Source organism: Nocardia sp. NPDC047038 (assembly GCF_040644075.1).
GTDB lineage: Bacteria > Actinomycetota > Actinomycetes > Mycobacteriales > Mycobacteriaceae > Nocardia > Nocardia sichangensis.
The window spans coordinates 653,993-677,735 of record NZ_JBEYVQ010000001.1 but is presented as its reverse complement, the minus strand read 5'-3'; the positions used below and the strand labels follow the sequence as shown (position 1 = coordinate 677,735).

24 protein-coding genes are annotated in these 23,743 nt (G+C 67.3%); 11 read left to right on the top strand and 13 right to left on the bottom strand.

Annotation, left to right across the window (positions count from 1 at the left end):
* Positions 1-60 precede the first annotated feature (60 nt).
* Complete coding sequence (locus ABZ824_RS03245) at positions 61-669, top strand: DUF4126 domain-containing protein (protein WP_356961376.1); 609 nt, start codon at positions 61-63, stop codon at positions 667-669.
* Positions 670-887: 218 nt separating this feature from the next.
* Here the strand turns inward: ABZ824_RS03245 and ABZ824_RS03240 are convergent, their stop codons facing one another.
* The 3 genes from ABZ824_RS03240 to ABZ824_RS03230 form a co-directional block, all read right to left on the bottom strand.
* Positions 888-1,331, bottom strand: coding sequence for a DUF4254 domain-containing protein (locus ABZ824_RS03240; protein WP_355070027.1), 444 nt, complete (start codon positions 1,329-1,331; stop codon positions 888-890).
* A gap of 473 nt (positions 1,332-1,804) precedes the next feature.
* On the bottom strand, positions 1,805-2,185 hold the full coding sequence (locus tag ABZ824_RS03235; RefSeq protein WP_356961375.1) for a DUF1304 domain-containing protein: 381 nt from the start codon (positions 2,183-2,185) through the stop codon (positions 1,805-1,807).
* Positions 2,186-2,278: 93 nt separating this feature from the next.
* Positions 2,279-3,094, bottom strand: coding sequence for an amidohydrolase family protein (locus ABZ824_RS03230; protein ID WP_356961373.1), 816 nt, complete (start codon positions 3,092-3,094; stop codon positions 2,279-2,281).
* 279 nt (positions 3,095-3,373) lie between these two features.
* Here ABZ824_RS03230 and ABZ824_RS03225 point away from each other — a divergent pair, with 279 nt between their 5' ends.
* On the top strand, positions 3,374-6,796 hold the full coding sequence (locus ABZ824_RS03225; protein WP_356961372.1) for a protein kinase: 3,423 nt from the start codon (positions 3,374-3,376) through the stop codon (positions 6,794-6,796).
* 120 nt (positions 6,797-6,916) lie between these two features.
* On the opposite strand, the gene ABZ824_RS03220 is transcribed toward ABZ824_RS03225, so the two are convergent.
* The 3 genes from ABZ824_RS03220 to ABZ824_RS03210 form a co-directional block, all read right to left on the bottom strand.
* A complete protein-coding gene (locus ABZ824_RS03220; protein ID WP_356961371.1) occupies positions 6,917-8,194 on the bottom strand; it encodes a diguanylate cyclase in 1,278 nt (425 codons plus the stop codon).
* A gap of 115 nt (positions 8,195-8,309) precedes the next feature.
* A complete protein-coding gene (locus tag ABZ824_RS03215) occupies positions 8,310-9,425 on the bottom strand; it encodes a terpene synthase family protein (RefSeq protein ID WP_356961369.1) in 1,116 nt (371 codons plus the stop codon).
* A 304-nt stretch (positions 9,426-9,729) separates the two neighbouring features.
* Positions 9,730-10,401, bottom strand: a complete 672-nt coding sequence (locus ABZ824_RS03210; RefSeq protein ID WP_356962435.1) for a PAS and ANTAR domain-containing protein — start codon at positions 10,399-10,401, stop codon at positions 9,730-9,732.
* Between the two features lie 574 nt (positions 10,402-10,975).
* Here ABZ824_RS03210 and ABZ824_RS03205 point away from each other — a divergent pair.
* The 3 genes from ABZ824_RS03205 (at position 10,976) to ABZ824_RS03195 (ending at position 13,927) form a co-directional block, all read left to right on the top strand.
* Positions 10,976-11,845: a helix-turn-helix transcriptional regulator gene (locus tag ABZ824_RS03205; RefSeq protein ID WP_355070013.1), complete on the top strand. Its 870-nt coding sequence runs from the start codon at positions 10,976-10,978 to the stop codon at positions 11,843-11,845.
* Between the two features lie 102 nt (positions 11,846-11,947).
* Positions 11,948-13,336 (top strand): APC family permease, encoded by a 1,389-nt coding sequence (locus ABZ824_RS03200; RefSeq protein ID WP_355070011.1) that lies wholly within the window; start codon positions 11,948-11,950, stop codon positions 13,334-13,336.
* Between the two features lie 93 nt (positions 13,337-13,429).
* Entirely contained in the window at positions 13,430-13,927 is a 498-nt protein-coding gene (locus ABZ824_RS03195; RefSeq protein WP_355070009.1) for a hypothetical protein, read from the top strand.
* On the opposite strand, the gene ABZ824_RS03190 is transcribed toward ABZ824_RS03195, so the two are convergent.
* The 3 genes from ABZ824_RS03190 to ABZ824_RS03180 all read right to left on the bottom strand — a co-directional run bounded on the left by ABZ824_RS03190 (position 13,928) and on the right by ABZ824_RS03180 (position 16,698).
* Positions 13,928-14,371 (bottom strand): DUF4254 domain-containing protein, encoded by a 444-nt coding sequence (locus ABZ824_RS03190; RefSeq protein ID WP_356961367.1) that lies wholly within the window; start codon positions 14,369-14,371, stop codon positions 13,928-13,930.
* Between the two features lie 270 nt (positions 14,372-14,641).
* Entirely contained in the window at positions 14,642-15,364 is a 723-nt protein-coding gene (locus tag ABZ824_RS03185) for a phosphotransferase (protein ID WP_356962433.1), read from the bottom strand.
* Positions 15,365-15,933: 569 nt separating this feature from the next.
* Positions 15,934-16,698, bottom strand: a complete 765-nt coding sequence (locus ABZ824_RS03180; RefSeq protein WP_356961365.1) for an SDR family oxidoreductase — start codon at positions 16,696-16,698, stop codon at positions 15,934-15,936.
* A gap of 63 nt (positions 16,699-16,761) precedes the next feature.
* Here ABZ824_RS03180 and ABZ824_RS03175 point away from each other — a divergent pair, with 63 nt between their 5' ends.
* Entirely contained in the window at positions 16,762-17,112 is a 351-nt protein-coding gene (locus tag ABZ824_RS03175) for a helix-turn-helix domain-containing protein (RefSeq protein WP_355070001.1), read from the top strand.
* Between the two features lie 123 nt (positions 17,113-17,235).
* Here the strand turns inward: ABZ824_RS03175 and ABZ824_RS03170 are convergent, their stop codons facing one another.
* The gene (locus tag ABZ824_RS03170) at positions 17,236-17,580 is read right to left on the bottom strand and encodes a hypothetical protein (protein WP_356961363.1); all 345 of its coding nucleotides are present in this window, start codon (positions 17,578-17,580) and stop codon (positions 17,236-17,238) included.
* 90 nt (positions 17,581-17,670) lie between these two features.
* Here ABZ824_RS03170 and ABZ824_RS03165 point away from each other — a divergent pair, with 90 nt between their 5' ends.
* Together ABZ824_RS03165 and ABZ824_RS03160 are read left to right on the top strand one after the other, a co-directional pair.
* On the top strand, positions 17,671-18,729 hold the full coding sequence (locus ABZ824_RS03165; RefSeq protein ID WP_356961361.1) for a MerR family transcriptional regulator: 1,059 nt from the start codon (positions 17,671-17,673) through the stop codon (positions 18,727-18,729).
* A gap of 269 nt (positions 18,730-18,998) precedes the next feature.
* A complete protein-coding gene (locus tag ABZ824_RS03160) occupies positions 18,999-19,499 on the top strand; it encodes a hypothetical protein (RefSeq protein ID WP_356961359.1) in 501 nt (166 codons plus the stop codon).
* 48 nt (positions 19,500-19,547) lie between these two features.
* On the opposite strand, the gene ABZ824_RS03155 is transcribed toward ABZ824_RS03160, so the two are convergent.
* Entirely contained in the window at positions 19,548-20,831 is a 1,284-nt protein-coding gene (locus tag ABZ824_RS03155; RefSeq protein WP_356962431.1) for a TIGR03118 family protein, read from the bottom strand.
* Between the two features lie 179 nt (positions 20,832-21,010).
* Here ABZ824_RS03155 and ABZ824_RS03150 point away from each other — a divergent pair, with 179 nt between their 5' ends.
* Positions 21,011-21,508 carry a peroxynitrite isomerase gene (locus ABZ824_RS03150; protein ID WP_355069993.1) on the top strand — a complete coding sequence of 166 codons (498 nt, stop codon included), beginning with the start codon at positions 21,011-21,013 and terminating at the stop codon, positions 21,506-21,508.
* Here ABZ824_RS03150 and ABZ824_RS03145 read toward each other — a convergent pair.
* A complete protein-coding gene (locus ABZ824_RS03145; protein ID WP_356961358.1) occupies positions 21,497-21,943 on the bottom strand; it encodes a DUF4254 domain-containing protein in 447 nt (148 codons plus the stop codon). The genes ABZ824_RS03150 and ABZ824_RS03145 overlap by 12 nt on opposite strands.
* Complete coding sequence (locus tag ABZ824_RS03140) at positions 21,940-22,311, bottom strand: DNA-directed RNA polymerase subunit beta (RefSeq protein ID WP_356961357.1); 372 nt, start codon at positions 22,309-22,311, stop codon at positions 21,940-21,942. The genes ABZ824_RS03145 and ABZ824_RS03140 overlap by 4 nt, the downstream gene beginning before the upstream one ends.
* Positions 22,312-22,651: 340 nt before the next feature.
* On the opposite strand from ABZ824_RS03140, the gene ABZ824_RS03135 reads away from it, so the two are divergent.
* On the top strand, positions 22,652-23,533 hold the full coding sequence (locus ABZ824_RS03135; RefSeq protein ID WP_356961355.1) for a helix-turn-helix transcriptional regulator: 882 nt from the start codon (positions 22,652-22,654) through the stop codon (positions 23,531-23,533).
* On the top strand, positions 23,530-23,742 hold the full coding sequence (locus ABZ824_RS03130; protein ID WP_356961354.1) for a DUF397 domain-containing protein: 213 nt from the start codon (positions 23,530-23,532) through the stop codon (positions 23,740-23,742). Before ABZ824_RS03135 ends, ABZ824_RS03130 begins: the two co-directional genes overlap by 4 nt.
* The last annotated feature ends 1 nt before the right edge of the window (position 23,743 follow it).

Here is a 23,743-nt window from a genome sequence, read left to right as displayed (position 1 = left end):
CAGCCTGGCAATGAGATCACGCCGCCGACACTGCACTCCCGGTCCCCCTACCGTGGGCGCGTGTCCGCACTACCTCTCATCTTCACCGCAGGCTGGGCCAGCGGAGTCAACGCATACGCGGTGGTCCTGCTGCTCGGGATCTTGGGCCGGTTCGGATTCACCGATTCGGTACCGGAAGGGTTGCAGCGCACCGATGTCCTGATCGCGGCGGCAGCGTTGTTCCTGATCGAGGCCGTGGCGGACAAGATCCCGTATCTCGACTCGTTCTGGGACGCTCTGCACACCGTGGTGCGGCCGATCGCGGGCGCCGTGGTCGCGGCTCTCCTGGCCGGACAGGACGGTTCGCTGCCGCAGCTCGCCGCGGGTGCGGTGGGCGGTACCGCCGCGCTGGTGAGCCACCTGGTGAAGGCCGGAACGCGCATGGCCGTCAACACCTCGCCCGAGCCCGCCAGCAACATCGTGGTCAGCACCGCCGAGGACGTGACCGTCGCGGGTGTGGTCACCCTGGCCGTGTTCCACCCTCTGGCGGCGGCGGTGATCGCGGCGGTGCTGCTCGTCATCGGTCTGGCGCTGGTGTATTTCTGCGCGAGCCGGATCCGTCGCTATCTGCGCCGGCGCCGCGCCCGCCGGGCAGCGCGCGCGGCCAACCGAGTCGCAGTCGCTGAATAATTGCCACGCAGGCGAATCCGTCACGGGCGTGCCGCGCCAGTCGACCACGCGGCACGCCGGGCGGGGCGCCCCGTTGCGCCCGCCGTCACTGTGCCGGCGACATGAGCGCCCGGCTGGAGCCGCCGGTCGTGGGACTCGGCGCCGGGACGTCGCCATTCGGACGAGTGACGCTGCGGGGCAGTGTCACTACCGCGGACGAGACCACCGTCGCGACGAACTCATTGTTCGGGCAAACGGCGGCGGCCACCGGCCACGTCGGTTACCAGGTCAGTGTACCCGTCGACGAGCTCGGCCAGTTGGTACCAATGTTTATGGGTATTGTCGCTGCGCCCGCCCTCGACGTGGATGACCTGATTGGCATCCACCCAGCTACGCGCCATCCGGTCCACCACGGCGCCGAGGCTTTCGGTGTGCAACGACGCGCCGTTGCGATGCTGCGGGATCTCCTGCGCGACCCAGTCGTTGATGTCGTCGACCAGTTCGAGTCGCCGACAGTCGATTTCGGCGATGAGTGCGGCGTCCACCACCTGCGCGCGGCGCTGGTGCAGCTCGGCGAGTGCGTGTGCGGACCGCAGCAGTTCCCGGTCTTGGAAACGCCGTCCCTGGAAAGCGCACAACAACTGCGGCGCGGTCGGTAAGGCGCCGACCGTCGGCGCGCTCACCCCCGCACTCCGAGTTGACCCGACCCCAACGCTCTTTGTACCAACATAATTGGCTCTCGATTCGGTTATCCCGGCCATCGGATGGGTTGTCACAACTAGGCTAGCTGGATCATGCACGTACAGATGCAAGAACGCAAGATTGCGTCTGCATTTCTGCGGTCAAGGGCTCCATACGGCGCGCGGAGGCCCAGAGCAGACTGGTCGCAACCTTTTTCGGCTCACCGATCGAGCGCTTCCGGCGCCGGTTCGGCGATGACGAGCACCACCACTCGTTCCCCATTTCCGGCCGCCCGCTCGGCCGGTCGCCGGCCCGTGCGCACGAATTCGCCCACTGCCGTGCACCTTCGGTAGCCGACAGTGCGCTGTCGATCTTCCTTACGACGTGGGAAGCCCCTCGCCGGGCGCCTTGCCACGCGCGCCGATACCGAAGCGTCGCACCGCTCCTCAGCCGCTCGCCGACTACGCGGCCACGTTCACAGCTGGGTCACGGCGGCGAGCAACGTCAGCGCGGGCAAGGCGCCCTGCACCACCGCGCCCCTGGCGAACCGGCGGTCGTGCGCCACCAGCACCACCGCCGCGGCCAGCATCGATCCGCAACCGGCGAGCACCAGCGCCCATCCCGCCGCGGGCACCGTCCGCAGGATGGCCACGCCGACCAGTGTCGTCACCGCGAGGAACAGGTTGTAGAAACCCTGATTGAACGCCCACGGCCGCGCCGCGGGCAGTTCGGCTCCGGAAACCCGGAATACCCCCTGGTACACCTTGGGGTCGCCGAACCGCACAGACTCCATGACGAAGATGCCGACATGGAGTAAGGCGGCCGCGACGGCGAACACCTGTACAACCCAGAGCATTCGACCTCCTCACGATGCGCGCCGGGGAATCCTATGGCCCCCAGCCGCGGAACGCCGCGCAACACACCGCCGACACGCCGCCGCGCTAGTCGGTCAACCGGCCAGTCCGAAAACGCGTCGGGCATTGCCGCCCAGATACAGCTCGCGAGTCTCGTCGTCCAGGCCGAGCGCGGCGAGGCCGTCGAGCGCGTGCTGCGGGAAGATCATCGGATAATTCGTACCGAACAACACCTTGCGGCGGCCGCTACCGGACTTCAGGTACGACACCAGTTCCGCGGGAAGGCGTTTCGTCGTGTACGCCGAGGTATCGATGACGACGTTCTCGTGCTTGCGTGCGACCGCGATCATCTCCTCGGTCCACGGATAGCCGATATGCCCGCAGACGATCGTCAGCTCCGGGAAGTCGAGCGCGACCTGATCGATGTACGGGATGGGGCGCCCGGTTTCCGACGGCCGCAACGGTCCCGTGTGCCCGACCTGCGTGCAGAACGGGATTCCCGCATCGACGCACGCGGCGAACAAAGGATAGAAGCGCCGATCGGTCGGGGGCACTTCCCACAGCCACGGGAGCACCCGCAGCCCCTTGAAGCCCTGGTCCACGCGGCGGCGCAGCTCCCGTACCGCGTCCATCGGCCTGCGCAGATCCACCGACGCGATGGGGAGCAGGCGCTCCGGCGCCTCGGCCGCCCAGGCCGCGACCTCGTCGTTGGAGATGAGGACGCCTTCCGGCGCGTGCCACGCCGAGATGAGCGCTCGGTCGACGCCTGCGGCATCCATCGCGTCGAGAGTGAACGACAGCGGGATCTCGTCGGTCGGTATCACGGCCCCGGTCCACCGCCGCAGCGAGGCGAACATGTCGTGGGCGAGGAATCGCCGAGTCGGATGCTGCGCCCAGACGTCGATGGTCATGCGCGGATTCTGACATACGTCATAGCGCCCCGGGCACCCCCGCTATGACGCGCGCCGTGGAAAGGGACTTTCGCGACAAACGGTGCGAGACAGCGACTTCCATCGCGACGGACAGATATTGCCGAGTCGCGTCAGCCACACCGCGCCCGCCCCCGAAACCGGCGATAATACCGCTCCCACCTCATGGTCTATATCAGACGTAATAACCAGGGAAAGGGTTCGCTGGGCATAAACTGGGTATCTACCGCAGGACCACAGACAGCCGACAAGAGCAGGGCCATGGCAGGTTCGGACCCGTTCGCCGCACAGCACGATCGACCTCCAGGTATCGAGCGGGAACTGGAGGGCGCGGGTCTCGACGACCCCGAAGTGATCGGCAAAGGCGGGTTCGGCGTCGTCTACCGCTGCAGGCAGCGGGCGTTGAACCGCAGCGTCGCGGTCAAGGTCCTCACCGCCCGGCCGGATCTGGAGCCGGAGAACGTCGAGCGATTCCTGCGCGAGCAGCAGGCCATGGGCGCCCTGTCCGGGCATCCGAACATCGTGCCGATCCTCCAAGTGGGCACCACCCGCAGCGGACGCCCCTACTTGGTGATGCCGTATCACTCGCACGGTTCGCTGGAGAACCGTATCCGCCGGGAAGGCTTTCTGCCGTTGCCCGAGGCGATCGGGATCACCGTCAAGCTGGCGGGCGCTCTGGAGACCGCGCACCGGGCCGGGATCTTGCACCGCGACATCAAACCGGGGAACGTGCTGCTCACCGACTACGGCGAGCCTCAACTGACCGATTTCGGGATCGCCCGCGTCGAAGGTGGTTTCGAGACCACCACGGGAGTGGTGACCGGCTCGCCCGCGTTCACCGCCCCGGAGGTGCTGCGCTCCGGCGTTCCGTCCGTGGCCTCGGACGTCTACGGGCTCGGCGCGACGCTGTTCGCCATGATCACCGGCCACGCGGCCTACGAGCGACGTTCCGGTGAGCAGATCGTCGCGCAGTTCCTGCGCATCTCCGCCGATCCGCTGCCGGACCTGCGGCTCGACGGCATCCCCGACGAGGTCGCGGCCGCCATCGAGGCCAGCATGGCGCACAATCCCGCGGATCGTCCGCCCTCGGCCGCCGCCTTCGGCGAGATGTTGCGCGAGATCCAGCGCGGTAACGACATGCCGGTCGAGCACATGACCCTGCCCACCGGCGAGCAGCCCGCGCCCGAAGACCTCAGCACGCGGCCGCTCACCGCCACAGCGCGTTTTCCCACTCCCCACCCCAAGACGCCGCCGACACCCGAGACCAAGTTCCGCCCGGCGATGTCCACCCGGCCGCTGGTCCAGCGCGAGCGCCTCATCGACGCGTTGCAGACCGAGCCGCGGCCCCGCCTCGCCGTCATCCACGCCCCGGCCGGGTTCGGCAAGAGCACGCTCGCGGCCCAGTGGGCCAAGCGTCTCGCCGACACCGAGAAAGTGGCCGTGGCCTGGTTGAACGTCGACCGCGACGACAACAACGTGGTGTGGTTGCTGACCCACCTGATCGAGGCGTTCAACCGCGTGAGCCCCGCGCTGGCGCCCGGCCTTGCCCCGGTCCTCGAAGAGGGCGACACCAGCGCGGCGCGCTACGTGCTCACCACGCTGATCAACGCCATCGACGAACGCGACGAGCGGTTCGCCCTGGTGATCGACGACTGGGACCGGATCACCGACCCCGCCGCGGTCGATGCCCTGCTCTACCTGATCGACCAGGGGCCGCGGCACCTGCAGATCATCCTGACCAGCCGATCGCTGGAGGGCCTGCCGCTGGGCACCCTGCGCGTTCGTCACCAACTCGTCGAAATCGACGCCGCCGCACTGCGTTTCGACGCCGGGGAGGCGCGGGCCTTCCTCACCGAGCAGACCGGTCTCACCCTGGCCGACACCGAGAGCGCCGAGCTGCGCGACTACACCGAGGGCTGGGCGGCGGCCTTGCAACTGGCCTCGCTGTCGCTGCGCGAGCATCCCGATCCGGCCTCGCTGATCGCTCACCTGTCCGGGCGTCATCACGCCATCGCGGAGTACCTGGCCGAGAACGTGCTCGACACCGTCGAGCCCGAACTGCGCGAGGTCCTGCTCGCCACCTCGCTTCCCGAACGGATCTCCGGCGGCCTCGCCACGGCGCTGACCGGGGACCCGCACGGGCAGGCCCTCCTCGAGAATCTCGAACGCCGCAACCTGTTCCTGCGCCGCGTCGACGAAGTCGGCGAATGGTTCCGCTACCACCATCTGTTCGCGGAGTTCCTGCGCCAGCGCCTCGAGCGCGACCATCCCGAGCGCGTGCGCGAACTGCACTGCAAGGCGGCCTCGTGGTTCGGCGACAACAGGATGCTCAGCGAGGCCATCGACCACGCGCTGGCCGCCGACGACGGCGACATGGCCGTCGACCTCCTCGAGGCGAAATCCCGCGCTCTGGTACAGGACGGGCAGCTCGCCACGTTCCTGGGACTGCTCGACAAGCTCCCGCCCGGCATCGCCGCCGCCCGCCCCATGCTTCAGGTCGGTGTCGCCTGGACGCACGTGCTGCTGCGGCGGCCCACCGAACTGCATGCCGCGTTACGGCTGGTGCGGGCGTCGCTGGAGAACGACCCCGCCGCAGATCCCGATGTCGCGCTCGAAGCCGACCTCATCGAGAGCGTGGAGCGCGCCTTCGGCGACCACCCGGAAGGACTGGACGCCGTGGTCGGCAAATGCCTGGCCCGGGCCGACACGTTGGGGCCGTGGGCGCTGTGCGCGGCCGCCAACCTCGCCGCGTTTTCCGCGATCACCAAGTTCGACTACGAGCGGGCACGGGAGTGGAACGACTGGGCCACCCCCTTCTATCGCAAGAACCGCAGCACGTTCACCTTGATGTACAGCCACTGCCTGGTCGGCATCGCGGCCAGGGAACAACTCGACATCGCCACGGCGGAACACAGCTTCCGCACGGCGGTCGAGATATCCACCACCTCGTCGGGCCCGCGGTCTTATGCCGCTCGCTTGGCCGGCGCCCTGCTCGGCGAGCTGCTCTACGAACGCGACCAGCTCGCCGCGGCCGAGCGCCTGCTGGACGAAGCGGGCAGGCTCGGCACCGAGGGCGGCCCGGTCGACCTGCTGATGGCCAACTACGCCACCGGCGCGCGGATCAAAGCCCTGCGCGGTGACCTGGCCGCCGCCGCGCGACGGCTGGACGAAGGCGCCGAGTTGGCGCGGGCCATGAAGCTGCCGCGCCTGGCCACCCGCGTGGCCAACGAGCAGGTCCGGCTGGGCCTGACGGCCACCTACGTCACCGAACCGCCGGCCGGAGAGGGCGGTATCGCCACGATGGCCGCGGAAATGCGTGAGGACTCCGCTATCCGCATGCTGCTGCGTTCGGGGGCCGCCAAAAGGGTGACCGCCGCGTCCACGCGCGCCCGTCAGCTGCGGGATTCGATCGACCCCGATCGACGTCCCCGCGCCGCGGCACAGGCATCGCTGCTGCTCGCCTCCTGCCTCGCGGCGGCGGGAAAGACCGAAGCGGCCAAGGACGAGCTGGCCCCGGTGGTGGTCCGGTACGCCGATGCCGGTCTCATCCGGCCGCTGCTCGACGAGGGGCCCTGGATCATGTCGTTGCTGCACAGCTTGGACTACGACCTGCGCGAAGGCCTCTGGGACGAGGAACGACCGATGATCCCGCCCGCGTTTCTGCGCAGGTTGCTGGCCCGCTGAGCGCCATCGGCCGCCTGAGTCGCCACCCCCCGCCCGCGATACCTCTGCGCGAACGCGGACGCCGGACATCGCTCGGCCGCGACAGTTACGCGCCGACGGGCGGTGGATCGCTTCCGCCGCTCACAACACCGGTTGCGGACCGAGCGAAGTGTCGGTGTCCAGAATGTGCAACACCCACCGGCCCTTGCCGTCGGCCTTCGCCCGGTAGAGGCCGGTGTCGGCCGCGTCGAGCAGCGATTCGGCGTCCGCGCCCGCGACCGCGGTGACGACCGCGCCGATGCTGATCGACATGCGTAGTCGCCGGTCACCGGCCGTGATCGGGTCGACAAGCGCCTCGAGCAGGCTGTTCGCCACGGTGGCCACCCGGTGATCGCTGGCGGGCGGGGGGATCAGCGCGACGAACTCGTCCCCGCCGATGCGGGCGACCAGACACCCGGATCCGCGGACACTGTCCTGCAGGCGTCCGGCGACCGCGGTCAATATCTGGTCACCTGTGCCGTGGCCGTAGCGGTCGTTGATGTGCTTGAAGCGGTCGATGTCGACGAAACACAATCCCGCCCGATCCCCGTTGCGCGCCTCGTCGATCATCGCGTCGATCCGTTCGATGAGATGCCGCCGGTTCGGCAGCCCGGTGAGCGGATCGTGCCGGGCCTGCCGGTGCAGTTCCTCGCGCATCCGGTGCTGTTCGGTGACGTCCTCGCCGACCGCGAGCAGGTAATCGCTCTGCCCCTCCGCGCCCTTGACGAAGGTGATGGCGAACGACGCCCACCCGTAGCTGTCGTCGGCGCGCCGGATGCGCTGTTCCAGTTTCACCGTGCCCGCACCGGCCGGGACCAGTTTCTCGTACACCAGCGTGCGGATGCCCTCGCGGTCGTTGGGGTGCGCGAAGTCGTAGACCGACACCCCGCGCAAGCTTTCCACCGGGACTCCGATCATCTCGGCCAGACCCCGGTTGACATCCAGCAACGTACCGTCGGTGTCACCGATGGCGATCGCGATCGCCGCGTTGTCGAACACCACACGGAACCGCTCGTCATCGGATCGGTGCGCGTCCTCGTTCGCGCGCCGCTGGGCTTCGTATCCCTGACCGACCTCCGCGAGCAGCGCCGCGAGCCGTCGGCCGGCCTCCGGGGCCGTCGCCTGTTCGGCCAGCCCGTACAGGACCTGGGCCGACGTACTGGGCACGGCCGGGTCGTCGAGTCCCGCGGAGGCCAGCGACGCGCCGACACGCCTGCCGACGCTCGCGTCGAAGGGTTCGGCTTCCAAGCCGGAAGCCAGCTCCTCGACCATCCCGAGTAGCGCGAGCTCGGGGTCCGGTACAGACGCGGACCCACCGGCGACGGCCTGCAGAGCGCGCCACCACATGTTCGCCATCCTGGCGAGTTCGATCTGTTCCACCGCAACCCCCTCACCATTCAGGCCGGAGATAGCCCCCGACGCATCGTATCCACACATGTTCGAGACCGTCGAGTACTGCCGCCTGGAAGCATTCCCAGGAATGGTGAGAGTGGAGCTATAACTGCAACCCGTTCTCCCGGAAGATCGACGCCCCCTTGTACCGCAGAGTCTTCACCTGCCAGACCCAGGTCGCCTGGACGCAGGCGACCAGATCGGCGAGGTGGGTCGCGACGGTGGACGCCAAGGCGGCGTCCGCGGCTGCCAGTCGATCGCATCGTTCGGTGGCGACCGCGCACAGTTCCCGGAACTCGGCCAGGCGCGCGCGCACGATCTCCGTGGCGCCCCGCACGGCGTCCTCCAGCGAGTATCCGGGGTGGTTCAGCAACACCGCGGGGATCAAGTTGAAATCCGCCAGATCGACGATGCACTCCTTCTCGAAGGAGAACACGTCGTTCATCAACGCGCCGATCTCGACGGTCAGCACCCGCAGCCGGAGGAGATCCCCGGCCAGCCCCGTCCGCCGGATCAGCTCCCAGGGCAGATAGTCGTCCCGGCCGAACTCGCACAGCGCGATCGCCGGATACATACCCGAGACCTGAGCCCGCAGATCGATGTACTCCGCGACGCTGAGCAACCCACCGCGCGCCCGGGCGTTCTGGTCCTGGATCGCGGGCCGCAGGTGCGCGACGGTGGCTTCGATGAACCGATCGAGCCAGTCCGCGTCCGCGCGGGCGGACAGCATCGTGAGGAACGCCGAGGTCGAGGTCTCCAACGGGGTGGCGTCCGCCGGTGCCGACCCCGTGCACAGGAGCGCGCACAGCCGATCGATCGCCATCCGCGCCTGTCGCTGTTCGTCGTCGCCGAGGTGCCCGAACTTCTCCCGGCCGACAGTGTCGTTGAGCCAGAACAGGATCGCGTTGTACAGGCCGATGATCGTCATCCGCTCGGCGCTGACGGCGCCGGGGTGCAGATAGGGCGTCATGCTGTTGTAGTGCGGGCCCGCGGGCTCGAGCCAGATGCCGTGCTCGCGGCAGAAACGTTCCACCTCCGCACAGGCTTGCTCCCCGAACCGATTGGGCCGGAAGTCGCGGCAGTAGTCGATGATGTCCCAGTCGGGTGTGCCGAACATCGCGCGCAACGACCACTGCCGCCCGGTCCGCAGCAACATCTCGTGTTGCCCGCGCATGTCGACGATTTCCCGCTCGAGTGCCGATGTGTACTCACTGACCACAACGACTCCCTCCCACTATGGTTACTTCTAATGAATTGTCTCCGACTTATCGGTAGTGGGACCGGTCGAAGGGCGAAGATCACGCAACACTCGCGCCCTGAATGGCATTGGTAAATCGCGTATTCGACGGCGACACCGCGGCAAACGGGAGCTCGGTCCGCAGCGCGGCGCCACGGCTCGAGAGTCGACATGGCGCATGGAGGCAAGCGGCCGGTACGGGACGCGCAGGGTGCTCCGTGCCGATGTCGCCGGACGCGACCTCCCCGTAGGGCCGCCTATCGGGTATCGGTCACCGGTACGGCGCTCACTTCGACGCCAGGACGTCGTGCATGGTCAGCAGCAGATGGTCGAAGCGCGCCCGTTGCGCCGCAGGACCGCCACCCATCGCGGGAACCTCGCCGACCAGTTGTTGCGCCAGGGTCCGCAACTTGATGTTGGTTTCCTGGGAGCGCCATTGCAGCACCCGGAAGGCCTGTTCGGCGTTGATGCCGTAGACCACCATGAGCACACCCTTGGCCTGCTCGATCACCGCCCGTGATTGCACCAGTTCGGGCAGCGTGTCGTCGAGGATCTCCTGCCGGTTCTCCTCGAGTGTGCCGGACACGTCGATGAAATAGCCCGCGGTGCCGACCACCGACTCCTGGTCGTCGAGCATGCGATCGGCGACGACGATGACGTGGTGCGTGCGCCCGGCGGTGTCGATGACGCGGTGACGTCCGCAGAACGGCTCACCGGTTCGCACGGCGGAGGCGATGGACTCGGCGACGAGAGCGCGGTCGTCGGGATGCTTGTGCGCCAGCAACAGCTCCGTACTGGGTCGCGCACTCCCCTCGGTGTAGCCGTATATCGCGGCCGCCGCGTCCGACCATTCCCATCGCTGATCCTCGAACCAGAAGCGGAAGCTGCCCACGCTCTGCGGCGTGCCCGCGATGACGCTCTCGATCGCGGAGGCGCTTCTCAGCGCGAGGTCGTCCATCCTCGTCACGCGGTCATTATCCATCGGCGCCCGAGGGCCACGGCCGGGAACACGAGATGAAACCAAATTGTGGCAAACTTTCGGCATCATCACGAAAAGGCCCTCTAGCTCGACACTATGGACTTAGTTCATATGTATGAATGCATTGGCAATTAATCCGCAATGGGCGTGATACCGGGCGGTCAGCGCTATTGCCCACGCCCCGAGCCGGAATCCACACCGGCCGCGTTGCGTCGCCCAGGCGCGGCAGCCGGGCCTCTCCCGGCCCGCACGGACGCGCGGCGTCGTCCGGCGATCACGTTCGAGCGTGGCGTTCCCACCGCCCGGAAAGCGGCTCCGCACAGCTCGGCGAGTCTCCACACACCCCCGTAACCGAGCGGTCGGTCCGATTCGCCCCGCGATATCGCCCAGCGGCCGTAAACGCACACGAAAACACCGACCATAAGGTGCATCACGGGAGGTAGTCTCTGTTGCTGTGCCCACACCAGGCACAGATCCGCTGCACGCAGGCCGCATTCGAGGTCGAACGTCAGAACACGTTCCAGCAAGTGCGCACACCGAAGGGGTTGGACTGATGGCAGGCAAGCGCACCGTACTGACCGTCCGGTTGCGGCGGCTGGCGGCGATGCTGCACGAGATGCGCGAGAACGCTCAGCTCAGCAAAGAAGAGGTCAGCGCGAAGACCGGGATCAACGTCACCACGCTGTACCGGATCGAGACCGCGCAGGCGCGGCCGCAGCGGCGCACCCTCATGGCGATGCTCGACCTCTACCGCATCGGCGACGAGCAGCGCGAGGACGCGCTGGAGCTGCTGTCCGACGCGCTGAAGCCCGGCATGTCACGCGCCTACGAGGGCAGCGTGTCGGAGGTCTACGCCGCCTACATCAATTTCGAGTCCGAGGCGTTGTCCGCGCGGCACTACCAAACCTCGTTCATTCCAGGCCTTTTGCAGACCTACGAGTACGCCACCGCCGTGATCGACACCTCCATGCCGAAGCTGGAGGCGTCGGTCATGGAGAGCAGGGCGAAGGCGAGGATGGATCGCGCCGTCAACCTGACCAAGGACGACCCGCTCGAACTCTGGGTCGTCCTGGACGAGGCCGCTATCCGCCGCACCGTCGGCGGGCCCGCGGTGATGCGGGGGCAGCTCGAGCGACTGCTGCAAGAGATCAAGCGCAAGAACGTGATCCTGCAGATCCTGCCGTTCGACGCGGGCGCGCACCCCGGCATGGCGGGTTCGTTCACCTTGTTGGACTTCCCCGACCCCGCCGATCCCGAGCTGGTCTATGTGGAGGGCATCGCGGGTGACGAGCTGATCGAGGGCCACTCCGAGATCCGTCGCTTCGGCGTGATCTTCGACCAGCTGCGCGCCATGGCGCTGAGCCCGCGCGACTCCGCGGCCATGATCGTGGAGGCCGCGGGGCAGATGGATCGGGAGGGCTAGCAGCCCGCCCCTGGCAGGTGAAATCCAGGCGAAATACGGCCCGGTGCACGACTATTCCGCATCGGAATGGGTACCCTCGCCCTACTGCCGAGGGGAGGACGCATGTCCGAAGTCACAGCCGATCCGACGTCCGACTCCGGGCCCGAACTCAAACGGGTAATGGGGCCGGGATTGCTCTTGTTGTTCGTCGTCGGCGACATCCTCGGCACCGGCATCTACGCGCTCACCGGCAAGGTGGCCAACGAAGTCGGCGGGGCGGTCTGGGTGCCCTTCCTGGTGGCGTTCCTGGTCGCGCTCATCACCGGTCTCAGCTATCTGGAGCTGGTCACCAAGTACCCGCACGCCGCGGGTGCGGCCCTCTACACGCACAAAGCGTTCGGCATCCACTTCCTCACGTTCATGGTCGCTTTCGCGGTGATGAGTTCCGGCATCACTTCCGCGTCCACGGCCTCGCGGGCTTTCGCGGCCAACTTCGCCGAGGCCTTCGATCCGGATCTCGGCAGCGGCACCGCGGTGACAGTGATCGCGCTGCTGTTCATGGCCGTGGTGGCGGCGATCAACCTGCGCGGGGTGAGCGAGGGTGTCAAGCTCAACGTGGTGCTCACCTGTGTGGAGCTGACCGGGCTGCTGATCGTCATCGGGATCGGCTGCTGGGCATTGGGCGTGGGCGACGGCGACTTCTCCCGCATCGTCGAATTCGACACCGGGGAGCGCAACGCGGTCGGCGGCGTCATCGTGGCCACCACGCTCGCGTTCTACGCGATGGTCGGTTTCGAGGACTCGGTGAACATGGCCGAGGAGTGCAAGGAGCCCACCCGCATCTTCCCGAAGGTGCTGCTCGCGGGACTGATCATCACCGGGCTCATCTACGTCCTGGTATCGATCAGCGCGGTCGCACTCGTGCCCGCAGACCAACTCGGCGAAGGCGACACGCCGCTACTAAAAGTGGTCCAGGTCGGCGCGCCGAGCTTCCCGACCCACATCTTCGCCTACATCACCATGTTCGCCGTCGCCAATTCGGCGCTGATCAACATGCTGATGGCCAGCCGACTGATCTACGGTATGGCCCGTCAAGGCGTGTTGCCCCGGCCGTTCGGCCGCGTGCACCAGCGGCGCCGGACGCCCGTCACCGCCATCGTCTTCACCACGCTGCTCGCGCTGGGGTTGATCCTGTTCGTCGGCGAGGTACCCGAACTCGGTGGCACCACGGCCCTGCTTCTGCTGGCGGTGTTCACGGTGGTCAACGTCGCGGTGCTGGTGTTGCGCCGAGACCCTGTGTCGCACAAGCACTTCAAGACGCCGACGCCGCTGCCGGTCGTCGGCGCGCTCAGCTGCGGCTTTCTCGTCACACCCTTCACCGACCGCAATCCGGCGCAGTACGCCATCGCCGGCGTGCTGCTGGCCATCGGGGTCGCACTGTGGGGCCTGAACTACCTGGCCATTCGGGCCATGCGGGCACAACCCTTGGACAGCGGGTCATCCGCTGAGTGACCGATCGCGTTGTCCCGCCGCGGATCACCTTTTGTCGGTATGCCCGGATTCCGCAGATGACTAGTCGCCGACCGATGGGTAAGGTGGGCGCCGATGACCAGCATGGAAGCCCGTTTCGGCGATGCCACCCGGACCGTGCCCCTCCCGAACCCGTGGAATCTGACCGCTTACCTGGCCGCGGTGGCCGCCCATCGCGGACGCTCGATCAGCCTGCATCCGGTGCCCAAGGCGATGTTGGCGGACACGGGTTGCGGCGGAGGCGGCTTGTGGGTGGCACGCAAGCACGACGACATCATCGTCTACGACGCCGCGGCGACCGGCCGCAACGCCGATCACGTCATCTTGCACGAGATCGGTCACATGCTCTTGGGTCACCACAACGACCAAGAACGCGGCGATCCGTTGCCGCCCTCGTTGGCCGTCGTCCTACCCTCGATTTCGCCGCAATCGATCGAACACGTCCTCGGCCGTGCCGAGTTCGGCGCCGATCGCGAGCGGGAGGCGGAGGTCTTCGCCGACATGACCATGGTGTACGCGACTCTGCCACGTCGGCGCCGCCGCTCGTTCCGGCTGTTCGGGCGGGGTCGGTAGCTACCAGCGGTCGTAGCGCCCGTCGGGTAGTCGTCTGGCTCCGGCACGCAGGTCGTCGATGAGATCCTGGTAACCGTCGGCCAATTCGTCGATTCGGACCCATGCGTCGTAGAAGACCGATTCCGGCGCGTGCGCCAGCGCCACGAACGCCTGAGCGGCCAGCATGGCCAGCCGGTCGACGATGTGGCCCACGGTCTCGGCGTGTTCGGGCGCGGCCGGCGGCGGGATCGGCGTCGCCAGGGTGACCCAGCGGTCGATGCCGCGCACGAGTTGCACTCGACGCCGGTCGAGTTTGTCGCACCGGCTCGCGGGAGTGCGTTCGCGTGTCTGGTGCAGCTGAGCCAGTTCTCCGGCCGCTTCCAGCATCGGATGATCCATGTGCGGCAAGCCCCGGAAGGCAGCCAGCAGGAGTTCTTTGCCCGGAATCACCCGGGCCTCGGACACCTGTTCCATTCTCCGGACCCCCATTCCGACCAGCGTGGACGCGTCTCGGTCGCGCCCTCGATGCCTTGCCTCGCCGGTGTCCCGGCACTGCCCGAACATCCACATACGCCCAGCGTGACCGAGAGTGGTCCGGGTCGCGTCGAATTCGATCACTTCCGCGCACGCGACACGCCCATTGACCGATTTATCCGGTCACACACCACCCTCCAAAGCTTCGGCAAACATCCAGTGACCTTGCGTTTTTCGACGATAGAGCCATACCTCCTGGGATTATTGCCAGCCGAGACGACACGCCAGCCACGCTCCGGCGAGCCGGGCAAACCTCGACTGATGCTCACGCAACCGCGGCGAACGCGGCGGACCCGGCTTCCGGCAAGCCGCCGCCCAATACCCCGCGAGCGCGCAGACGAAAGCGTCGACCGCCACGGGGTCCACGTCGCGAGTCACTGAATGGGTGGCGATGATCGGATCCGGATCCACACCGGCGGCCGCGATCGACGGCGCGAGGGCGACGAGGTCGATCCACGCGGCGCCCCGGCAAGCCCACGCCCAATCGACCGCCAGCACCGCACCATCGGGCCGTCGCAGCATGTTGTCCGGCCGAAGATCCGTGTGCAGCAGAGTGTTTCCTTCCGCGGCCGTCGGCCACGCGGCTTCCAGCTCGGCCAATTTCGTCAGGTGACGAAGCGACCAACTGTCCAAGTCCGCCGGAGGCCCTTCCGTCACGAACGTTCGCCAGCCGGTCAGCTCCGGTTCGTAGGCTTCCGCAACCGTCGGCACATCAGCCAGTGGACTCGGAGTCAGCTCCGTCGCCAATCGCGTCACCAGCTCGAGAGTGTCTCGCAACTCCCCCGGCTCGCCGAGTCGGGGAAACGCTCCCTCGACATCGTCGAAAACCGCGACGAACCACCCCCGCGATCTCCGTCGCGAACCGGCATCGCGGTGCGGGCACCGTCGCCGGGAGCCGAGCCGCGATCCGCGCTTCCTGCCGATACATCACCGCGAGACCGTCTTCCGCCTCGATCGCCTTCACGAAGGCAGCACCACCGCCGACGGTGCGCAAGCGCGCTGCCACACCGTGGCTGAACCCTCCGCGCTGATCCTCGGCAGTGTGGACGGCGTCTCCGAGTACGCGCTCTACTTCCGCCCGTACCGGCTCCGGCGCCTCGGCCCATCCGATCCGCAGAGCGGTGCCCTGGTAATCCACCATCACTCGATCGTCCGAGCCGCACCGGGAACTCACCACCGAATTACGCGCCCGCATGCGCTCGGATCGGCACTGCACCGCCGCACTTCTTCATGAGGCAAGGCCGAACGCAAGGGCGACCTCGTCACACATGGGCAAGCGCTTCGACTCTGGCAATTCAGCTTTCGCGCCGCAGGGCGTCTCCGCACTCGAGGCGCTGGCGTCTGATGGGATTGGTGCGAAATTCGAAGCGCGCGTTCCGGATGGTTCTCCCGGGCACTACCGGAGCGCTTCTATCCCCCGGCGGGATCGACACGTGGCGTGGCCGGTTGCCGCCCACGGCCGGAATGCGCCACGCCTGCGGATCGGAATCGCTTCAGGAGGTGATCTCTTGCGCGTCGAGATAATCCAGACCGCCGACGTAGATGGTGTGGCCGGGGTCAGCGGTGGCGGTGGTGGCATCGGCGACCGCGGTGGCGAACTCCGTGACCGTGGGCAAGTCGCCGTGCTCGCGGCGCGCGGCGACGGCGTCGGGATTTCGGCGTTCCAGCAGTTGGACGATGATCGTGCCGTCGATCATGTCGCCGGAGACCACGTGCAGGGCAATGCCCATGGCATCGAGTTCCGGGATCATGGCGCGCAGCGCGTCCTCGCCCGCGCGCTTGCTGGCGGCGATGGGTACGTAGTCGGCGGGGACGGGCTTGCGGCCGTGGAAGTGCGCCTGATGGCTGGTCACGAAAACGATCCGCGCACCGGAAGGCATGTGCGGCAGGGCAAGCCGCACAAGCCGTTCCTGCGCGTCACGATTGAGGGCCATGGCGTAGTCGGGCCGGGCATCGCGCTCCAGCCCACCCGACGCGTTCAGCACCAGCACATCGAGACGGCCGAACTCCTCGGCGACCCCGGCGACCAGCGCCCGGGCCGAATCCGCGTCGGCGATGTCAGCGCCCGCAGTGGCGGCACTGCCGCCAGCCTGCCGGATCGACTCCGCCAGCGCGTCGGCCCGCCTGGCCTTCTCCCGGTAGTTGATCACGACGTGGTCGCCGCGCGCCGCGAGCACCCGGGCGGTCTCCGCGCCGATCCCGCGGGAGGCGCCCGTGATCAGAACGATTCGCCGACCGGTCCTCTCGTCCACCGTCACCCTTTCGGTCCGCCCGGCACCCGGGCCAGTGCTTCTGATTCAGAACCACTATGCTGGTTCTAAATGAGAAGCGCAAACGAACCCAAGCCGCCGCGTGGGCGGGACGACCCGGCGAACGCGCCGTTACTGGCCACGATGGACTTACTCGGCCAACGCTGGATCCTGCGCATCCTGTGGGAATTGGAACCCGACCGCCTCGGCTTCCTCGAACTGCGGCGGCGCATGGGCAACTGCTCCTCGAGCATGCTTTCGGTGCGCCTGCAACACCTGCAATCCGCGGGCTTGATCGCGAAGAACCCCGACAAGTCCTATGAACTGACCACCGCGGGCGCCGAACTCGGCACGGCACTCGGATCGGTCTGGGACTGGTCGCGCCGCTGGCGCGTGACCCCCATCGAGGCCGGGGCCGACTGACTCGCGCCAGGCTCGACGGTTCGCGGTTCTGCGAGTGGCGTATGCGTGAGACGCGAATCACAGCATGGTCAGGACGAAGGAACCGTTCACCGGCGCGTTTTCCCACACCCCTGGCCCCCTCTTTCAGCGCACGTCCGAGTGACAGGCGACGGCCGTGTGCTCTACCTCGACCAGTCGCGCGAAACCCTTGCGACGCCGCCCGAAGGCGGAGACCCGGCCGCCGATGCCGGATCTGTTCATCGCGATCCTGCCGCAAGTGCTGAAGCTCGTCGATGCTTTCACGTGGCCGGCGCACATACGCGGCCGGATGTCGAGCGCCTCGGTCTGCCCGTCCAGTTGCCACGTCCTGCGGTTGTGCACCACCTGATTTGCGGCGGGCAACACCGACAGCACTGCGGAGTCGCGGACACTGCGCCCTGGCGGGCTGCGGAAACTTCCGCTTTTTCCACAGCTCAGCGGCGTGCGCATCGCGTTCCAGCAGCGGAACACATGGACTGCGGTTGGTTGACCCACCCGGGAAGTTGACCTTCGAGTTGGTTGAGGCTCCATGATGGCCGGGTGGTGAGTACGGAGTCGACAGGGTTGATCACGATCGGCGTGCTCGCGCGGGCCAGCGGGCTCACGGCGAGCGCGCTGCGGTTCTACGACGACTGCGGCCTGCTCGTTCCGGCCAGAGTCGATCCGCTGACCGGATACCGCTACTACACCGAAGCGCAGCGGGAGCGGGCAGTGCTCATCCGGCAGCTGCGCTCGATCGATCTGCCGCTGGACACCATCGCGGAGATCCTCGCCGGTGACACCGACCGGGCACGACACCTGCTCGATCGTCACGTCGCGGAACTGGCGCGGCGAGCGGACGAGGCCGCGCGCGTCGCCGCCGTGGTCGAACAGTCGCTCGGCACGCAGGTGGCGATCGATGCGGCGATGCTGGCCGAGGCGCTCGACCAGGTCCGCACCGCGGTGGCCCGTACCCGCGAGATACCCGTGCTTGCGGGCGTTCTGCTGGAAGCGAGCGCCAACGCGGTAACCCTGACCGCGACCGATCGCTACCGGCTGTCCACGCGCACCGTGGTGGCGAACCGGCAGCACGGCGGCGAGTGGTCCGTGGTGCTCGATTCGAACGGGCTCGAGTCGATCACCGACCGATTGCGCGGCATGGACGAGGTCGTCGCCGCACCGTCCGGCGGCGGGCTGCTTCTGACGGGAGGCGGCGCGGAACACCGACTGGCAGTCATCGACGCTCCCTTCCCCGACCACCGCGCCTTGCTGGCGGGATTGGGACCGGTGCGCACCAGAGTGGTCGTCGCCCGGCATCTGATGCTGCGGGTTCTCGAGAAATCGGATGAAGCACTGCAATTCGCGATTGATCCGACCGAAATCTCGGTATCGGCGCCGGGGGATGTGCAGAGCCTGCCCGCGAAGGTGACCGGCTCCGCCGTCACACTGTCGTTCGACCCCGCGACACTGCTGCCCGCCGTCCACACCGCGCTCGGCCCCGACCTCATGCTCGACATCATCGCCGCCGATCAGCCGGTGGTGCTGCGCTCCGCCACCGACGGAGACCTCACCACCCTGGCCATGCCGGTCCGGTCTCTCCACCACGACACCTCCGAATAAGTCGTCCGCGCCGACGGCTATCACCCGCGCAAACCACTGCGCGGCACGTACAACCGCGTCCCTCCCGCCCTGTCGGCACCGCGATCCGATCGCCCATCCCGGAATCGCAGGTGCCCCGCCCACGGCCACCACTTCCGATCGATCACCCTTCTCGGGATCGCAAGCGCCCGCCACTACTTCCGATCGATCGGCCGCCCGACGCCGAAACCGGCCATCCGGCCTCGCACACGAAACGATCCGCATCCATCCCCCACCTGAAGGAGATCCGAATGAACCCGGCCCACGACCACACCATGAACACCATCACCAGCGCCGTCGCACTCGGCCGCGAAGGCCGTCCGGACGACGCGCGGGAAGCTCTGCTCGCCGTATGGACCTCGCTCGGCCCACAGGGCGACCCACTGCACCGGTGCACCCTCGCCCACTACCTGGCCGACTTGTACGACGACGCCGCCGAAGCGCTCACCTGGGACATCCGCGCACTGGACGCCGCCGACAGCCTTTCGGACGCTCGCGCTCGAACCTTCGACGAATCACTGCGGGTGACCGCGTTCTACCCGTCGCTGCACCTCAATCTCGCCGACGACTATCGCAGGCTCGGCTCGTTCGACGCCGCACAGCGCGAAATCGATGCCGCTCGCACACGTCTGCACACGCTCGCCGACGACGGCTACGGGGCGACGATCCGAACGGCGGTCGACGAAGTCGAGTCGGCTATCCGCGAACGGCGCACCGAACCCCGGGCCTCGGCCCCGAACGGAGGCCGCTGAAGCGCGAGCAGCCCGCACCGATTCGGTGCGGGCTGCTGCGAAGTGCGGCTACTTCAAGCGAAGCTTGCCGAACAGACCGTCCTTCTCGTCGTCCGGCCCCGCGGTGAAGTACAGCGAGTCGGCGTCACCGAGGCTCTCGCCGTTGCCGAACATCAGCGCCCACAGTCCTTCGATGGCGACCGGCTTGCCGTCGGCATCGCGCAGGTAGTCGGCGAACTTGCCGGTGGTGTCGTCGTAGGCCAGCACGTGCCCGGCGCCGCCGAAGTTGCCGACCAGCAGTTTGCCGCTGAGCGGACCGAACCCGTCCGGCGCGATCGTCACCGCCCACGGGGCGTTGAGGCGCTTGCCGTCGTCGATGATCCGCACCAGTTTGCCGTTGGCGTCGAACTCGGCGAGCTTGCCCTTGTCCGGCTTGCCGCCCTCTTTGTCCTTGTCCAGCGAGTCCTCCTCACCGGCATCGAACTTGGTCGCGTCCTTCTCGTCCGGCTGGGTGGTGGCATAGGCGACGAAGACCCGGTTGCCGATGGTCGAGACGTTGAACGGCGCGGGATCGCCGGGCTTGGCCTTCTTGCCCTTTTCCGGCGCGGCCGGGTCGATCGCGTCGCCGGTGGCGAACGGGTTGGCGAAGCCGGTGGTCGGGATCAGCTGCCAGTTCTTGTCGAACGTCCGCACCTGCGGGTCGGCGCCGAAATCCGCGGCCAGCAGCTTGTCACCGGAGGGAGCCAGCGCGATCCCGAAGAACTGCATCCCCTGGGACTGTCCGTCGAAGACCAGGTTGGCGGGGCCGTCGTGGCGCACGATCCGGCCCTCGAAGCCCAGCTCGGTCCAGGCGGAGATCTTGCCGGAGTCGGTGGCGAAGATGAACCGCGCCGAACCGTTCAGCGGCCCGCCTTCCTCCTCCACCGGCTGGTCGTGGACGACGAACAGGTCGGAGGTGATCGGCGCCGGGTTGAACACCACGCCGGTGGTCTTGCCCGCGCTCTTGTCCGAGGTGTCGGCGTCGGCGCCGGGGATGGTGACGATCTTCAGCGGGTCCTGGAAGAGCTTGTGCACTTTGTCGTCCGAGGACTTGGTCACGTCGCCGACGAACTGGAACGACTTGCCGCCCGCGCCGACCCAGAAGTGCCCACCGGCGCCCTTGGGGCGGTTGGCCAGCCCCCAGGCGTTCACCAGGTCGGGGAAAACGAACTGCGCCTTGTACTCCGCGTTGTTGGCCGCGAGATTGGTCTGGACGTATTTGTTGCCGTCGAGCGCGGGCACCTCGTCCGACTTCGAGTCCGAGCAGCCGGCCGCCACGACCAGCGCGACGCCAAGCGCCGACGCGCGCAGCAGACCACTTCGGGTCCGCGACCGGGGCGTACCGCCACGGCGCGACTCATTCCAGCGTCCGTTCAACTTCTTGTTTCCTTTCCGACCACGCCACATTGGTGATAAGGCGAAGCTAACCTTAGCCTGCGGCAAATTCGGGAGTACCCGAACGGTTCGATGAGGACGGGTTTAGGCTGTTCGCCGTGGCCGAACCCCAGCCTGCGATTGCCCTGCACCCCGATATCGCTCCGCTCGCTCCACTGCTCGGCACGTGGCGCGGTAATGGGCAGGGTGAATACCCGACCATTCAGCCGTTCGGCTATGTCGAGGAAATCCGGTTCGGCCATCTCGGCCGCCCGTTCCTCACCTACCGGCAGAAGACCCGCGCCACCGACGACGGCAGGCCGCTACACGCCGAGACGGGCTATCTGCGTTGCCCGCGCCCCGACCGCGTCGAATTGATCCTCGCCCATCCCACCGGCATCACGGAAATCTGCGAGGGCTCGCTCGCCGTCGAGGACGGCACGCTGCGCATGGAATTGGACTCCACCGCCCTCGGGCGCAGCGGCACGGCGAAACTCGTGACCGCCCTCGGCCGATCGCTGCACCTGTCCGGCGACACCATCGACTACACACTTCGGATGGCGGCGGTCGGCGAACCACTGCAACATCACCTCGCCGCCACCCTGCTACGGAACTGACCCGGGCCGGAAAGCGCTCGGCAACCGGCGCCGCCCACTGCTCAACTCGCTGACCAGGTCTTCGTAAGCGACCGCCGATTCGGCCAGCCGCTCCCACGCGAACCACAGGTCCCACTCCTGGTCGTCGTCCATGGCCGCGTGCGCGTACGCGCTCAGCCGCGCCAGGCGGTCGACCACCTCGCCGAACGATTCGGTGTGCAGATAGGCTCCGCCGCGCGCGGTGGGCAAACGAACCTCGACCCAGCGATCGATGTCCCGAATCAGCCGTGACCGGCGCTCATCGCCGCCGCAACTACATTCCCCATCCACCCGGATGCGGCGAATATGGAGGTCAGCCAAGGTGCGCGCCCGCAGCAGCACGGGATGTCCCGGTGGCGGCACGTCTTCTCTACAGGCGCGCAGTAGTTGACTTCGCGTCGGCAGTCCTTCGCTCATACCGCACCTTTCCCACCCGCGCGGGCCAGCACGCAGTTCACGATCACCATCCCGGACGGACGAAACGTGTCCCGCGGCGCCACCACCCATCGGCGGAATACGCCGTTCGCGTCGGCGGGTGACGGCAGCGCGATTTCACTGCCGAACGGCACAATCGAAACGTCGATCCGGAACAACGCGGCGAACAACCGCACGTCGTCGGGTAGATCCGGCCGGCACAGGAAAGTCCATCGGCGAGAACGGATATGCGCGATCACCGGACCGATCGCCTGGCCACGGAAAAGCATGTCGTCGCGCACGCGCTGCCCCAGCCTGTCGGGCATCGTGATCCCGCCCACCACGCCCGCCTTCACGACGATGCGGCCCATCTCCGGATGTATACCGGCGGGCAACCCACAGGTGCGGCGGTAAAACGCGCAGCGGGACGCGGGAGTGTCCGCGAATGCCGCATGATTCATTCGCCAGCCTCGATTCACATAGTTCGGTACGCGAAAATCCCGGTCGCTGGACCTGGAACCGTTGGCGCGGTTAAGGTTTCAGCACTTCTTCGATTGGGTCCGGGCGCGTTCAGTGAAGCACCGGATATCGCTGGGCGGGAATGTTCTCAGTGGTGGAATCGGGCGGAAACGGCCCAGGTTCCAAGGCCCCCCGCCACAAGGTTCCAGTTAGGTACCCGACCACTAGTTCGGCTACGAAAGGGATTTCGTCGTGAGTTCAACCGGATCCAGTCTCCCCCGCCGCATGCTGGGGCGGCAGCTGCGCGAGCTGCGGATCGAGTCAGGCGTCAGCGCGGAGTACGCCCGCGACGCGATCGACGTGGGCAAGCAGACCCTCTGGCGGATGGAGACCGGGCAACCGGTCCGGCTGCATCCGCTGTTCATCGAGCGGCTGTGCCAGGTCTACGGCGCGTCGGAAGAACGCACCGCTATCCTGCTCAACCTGGTCGAGGAGACCAAACACACGGGGTGGTGGCATGCATACGGTGACACCATCGCCGCGGAGTTCAGCCTTTTTGTGGAGCTGGAGGCAGTTGCCAAGCGTCTGGTCTCTTACCAGACCACCCTCCTGCCCGGACTCTTGCAAACCGATGAGTATCGACGGGCCCTTATCTGGGTCGACCTTCCCTCCATACCCGGGTCTGAAGTCGAACGAAGGATCGAGATGTTCAGGCAGCGAAAGGCTCGCGTGGACGACGACTCCAACCCTGTACTCGTGGAGGCTGTTGTCGATGAATCCGCACTCCGACGCGCGATCGGCGGTCCTTCAGTCATGGAGCGGCAGCTTCGACATCTGATGAGTGTCGGTGAGCGACCGAATGTTTCAGTGCGAGTAGTCCCCCTGGCAGCGCATGCGTACGCGGGCCTGGGTGCCGGCTCGTTTGTAATGCTCGACTTCCCCAAGCACCCGACCGCCCACCTCGCCGAGCCGCCAGTCGTTTACATGCAGGGGCTCACGGGCGACCTGTATCTTGAGAAGCCCGAGGAGATCCGGCGGTATCGCCAGACGTACGCCGGTATCCAGCGATCGGCACTCGACCAGGAGCGAAGCCGGACTCTCATCGACCAGATCGCGAAGGAGTACGCCGAGTGAACGCCAGCCTATCCGATGCCAACTGGTTCAAGAGCAGCTACAGCAGTGCCGAGAAAGACTGCGTTGAGGTCGCGTTCCTGCGGGGAGGCTCGGTGGGTGTACGCGACTCGAAGAATGCCGCCGGACCGGCTCTAGTGTTCAACTCACGCGGGTGGGACTCATTCACCGCACGCATAGCCAGCGGAGAACTAGGCCCATCGCAGTTGTAAC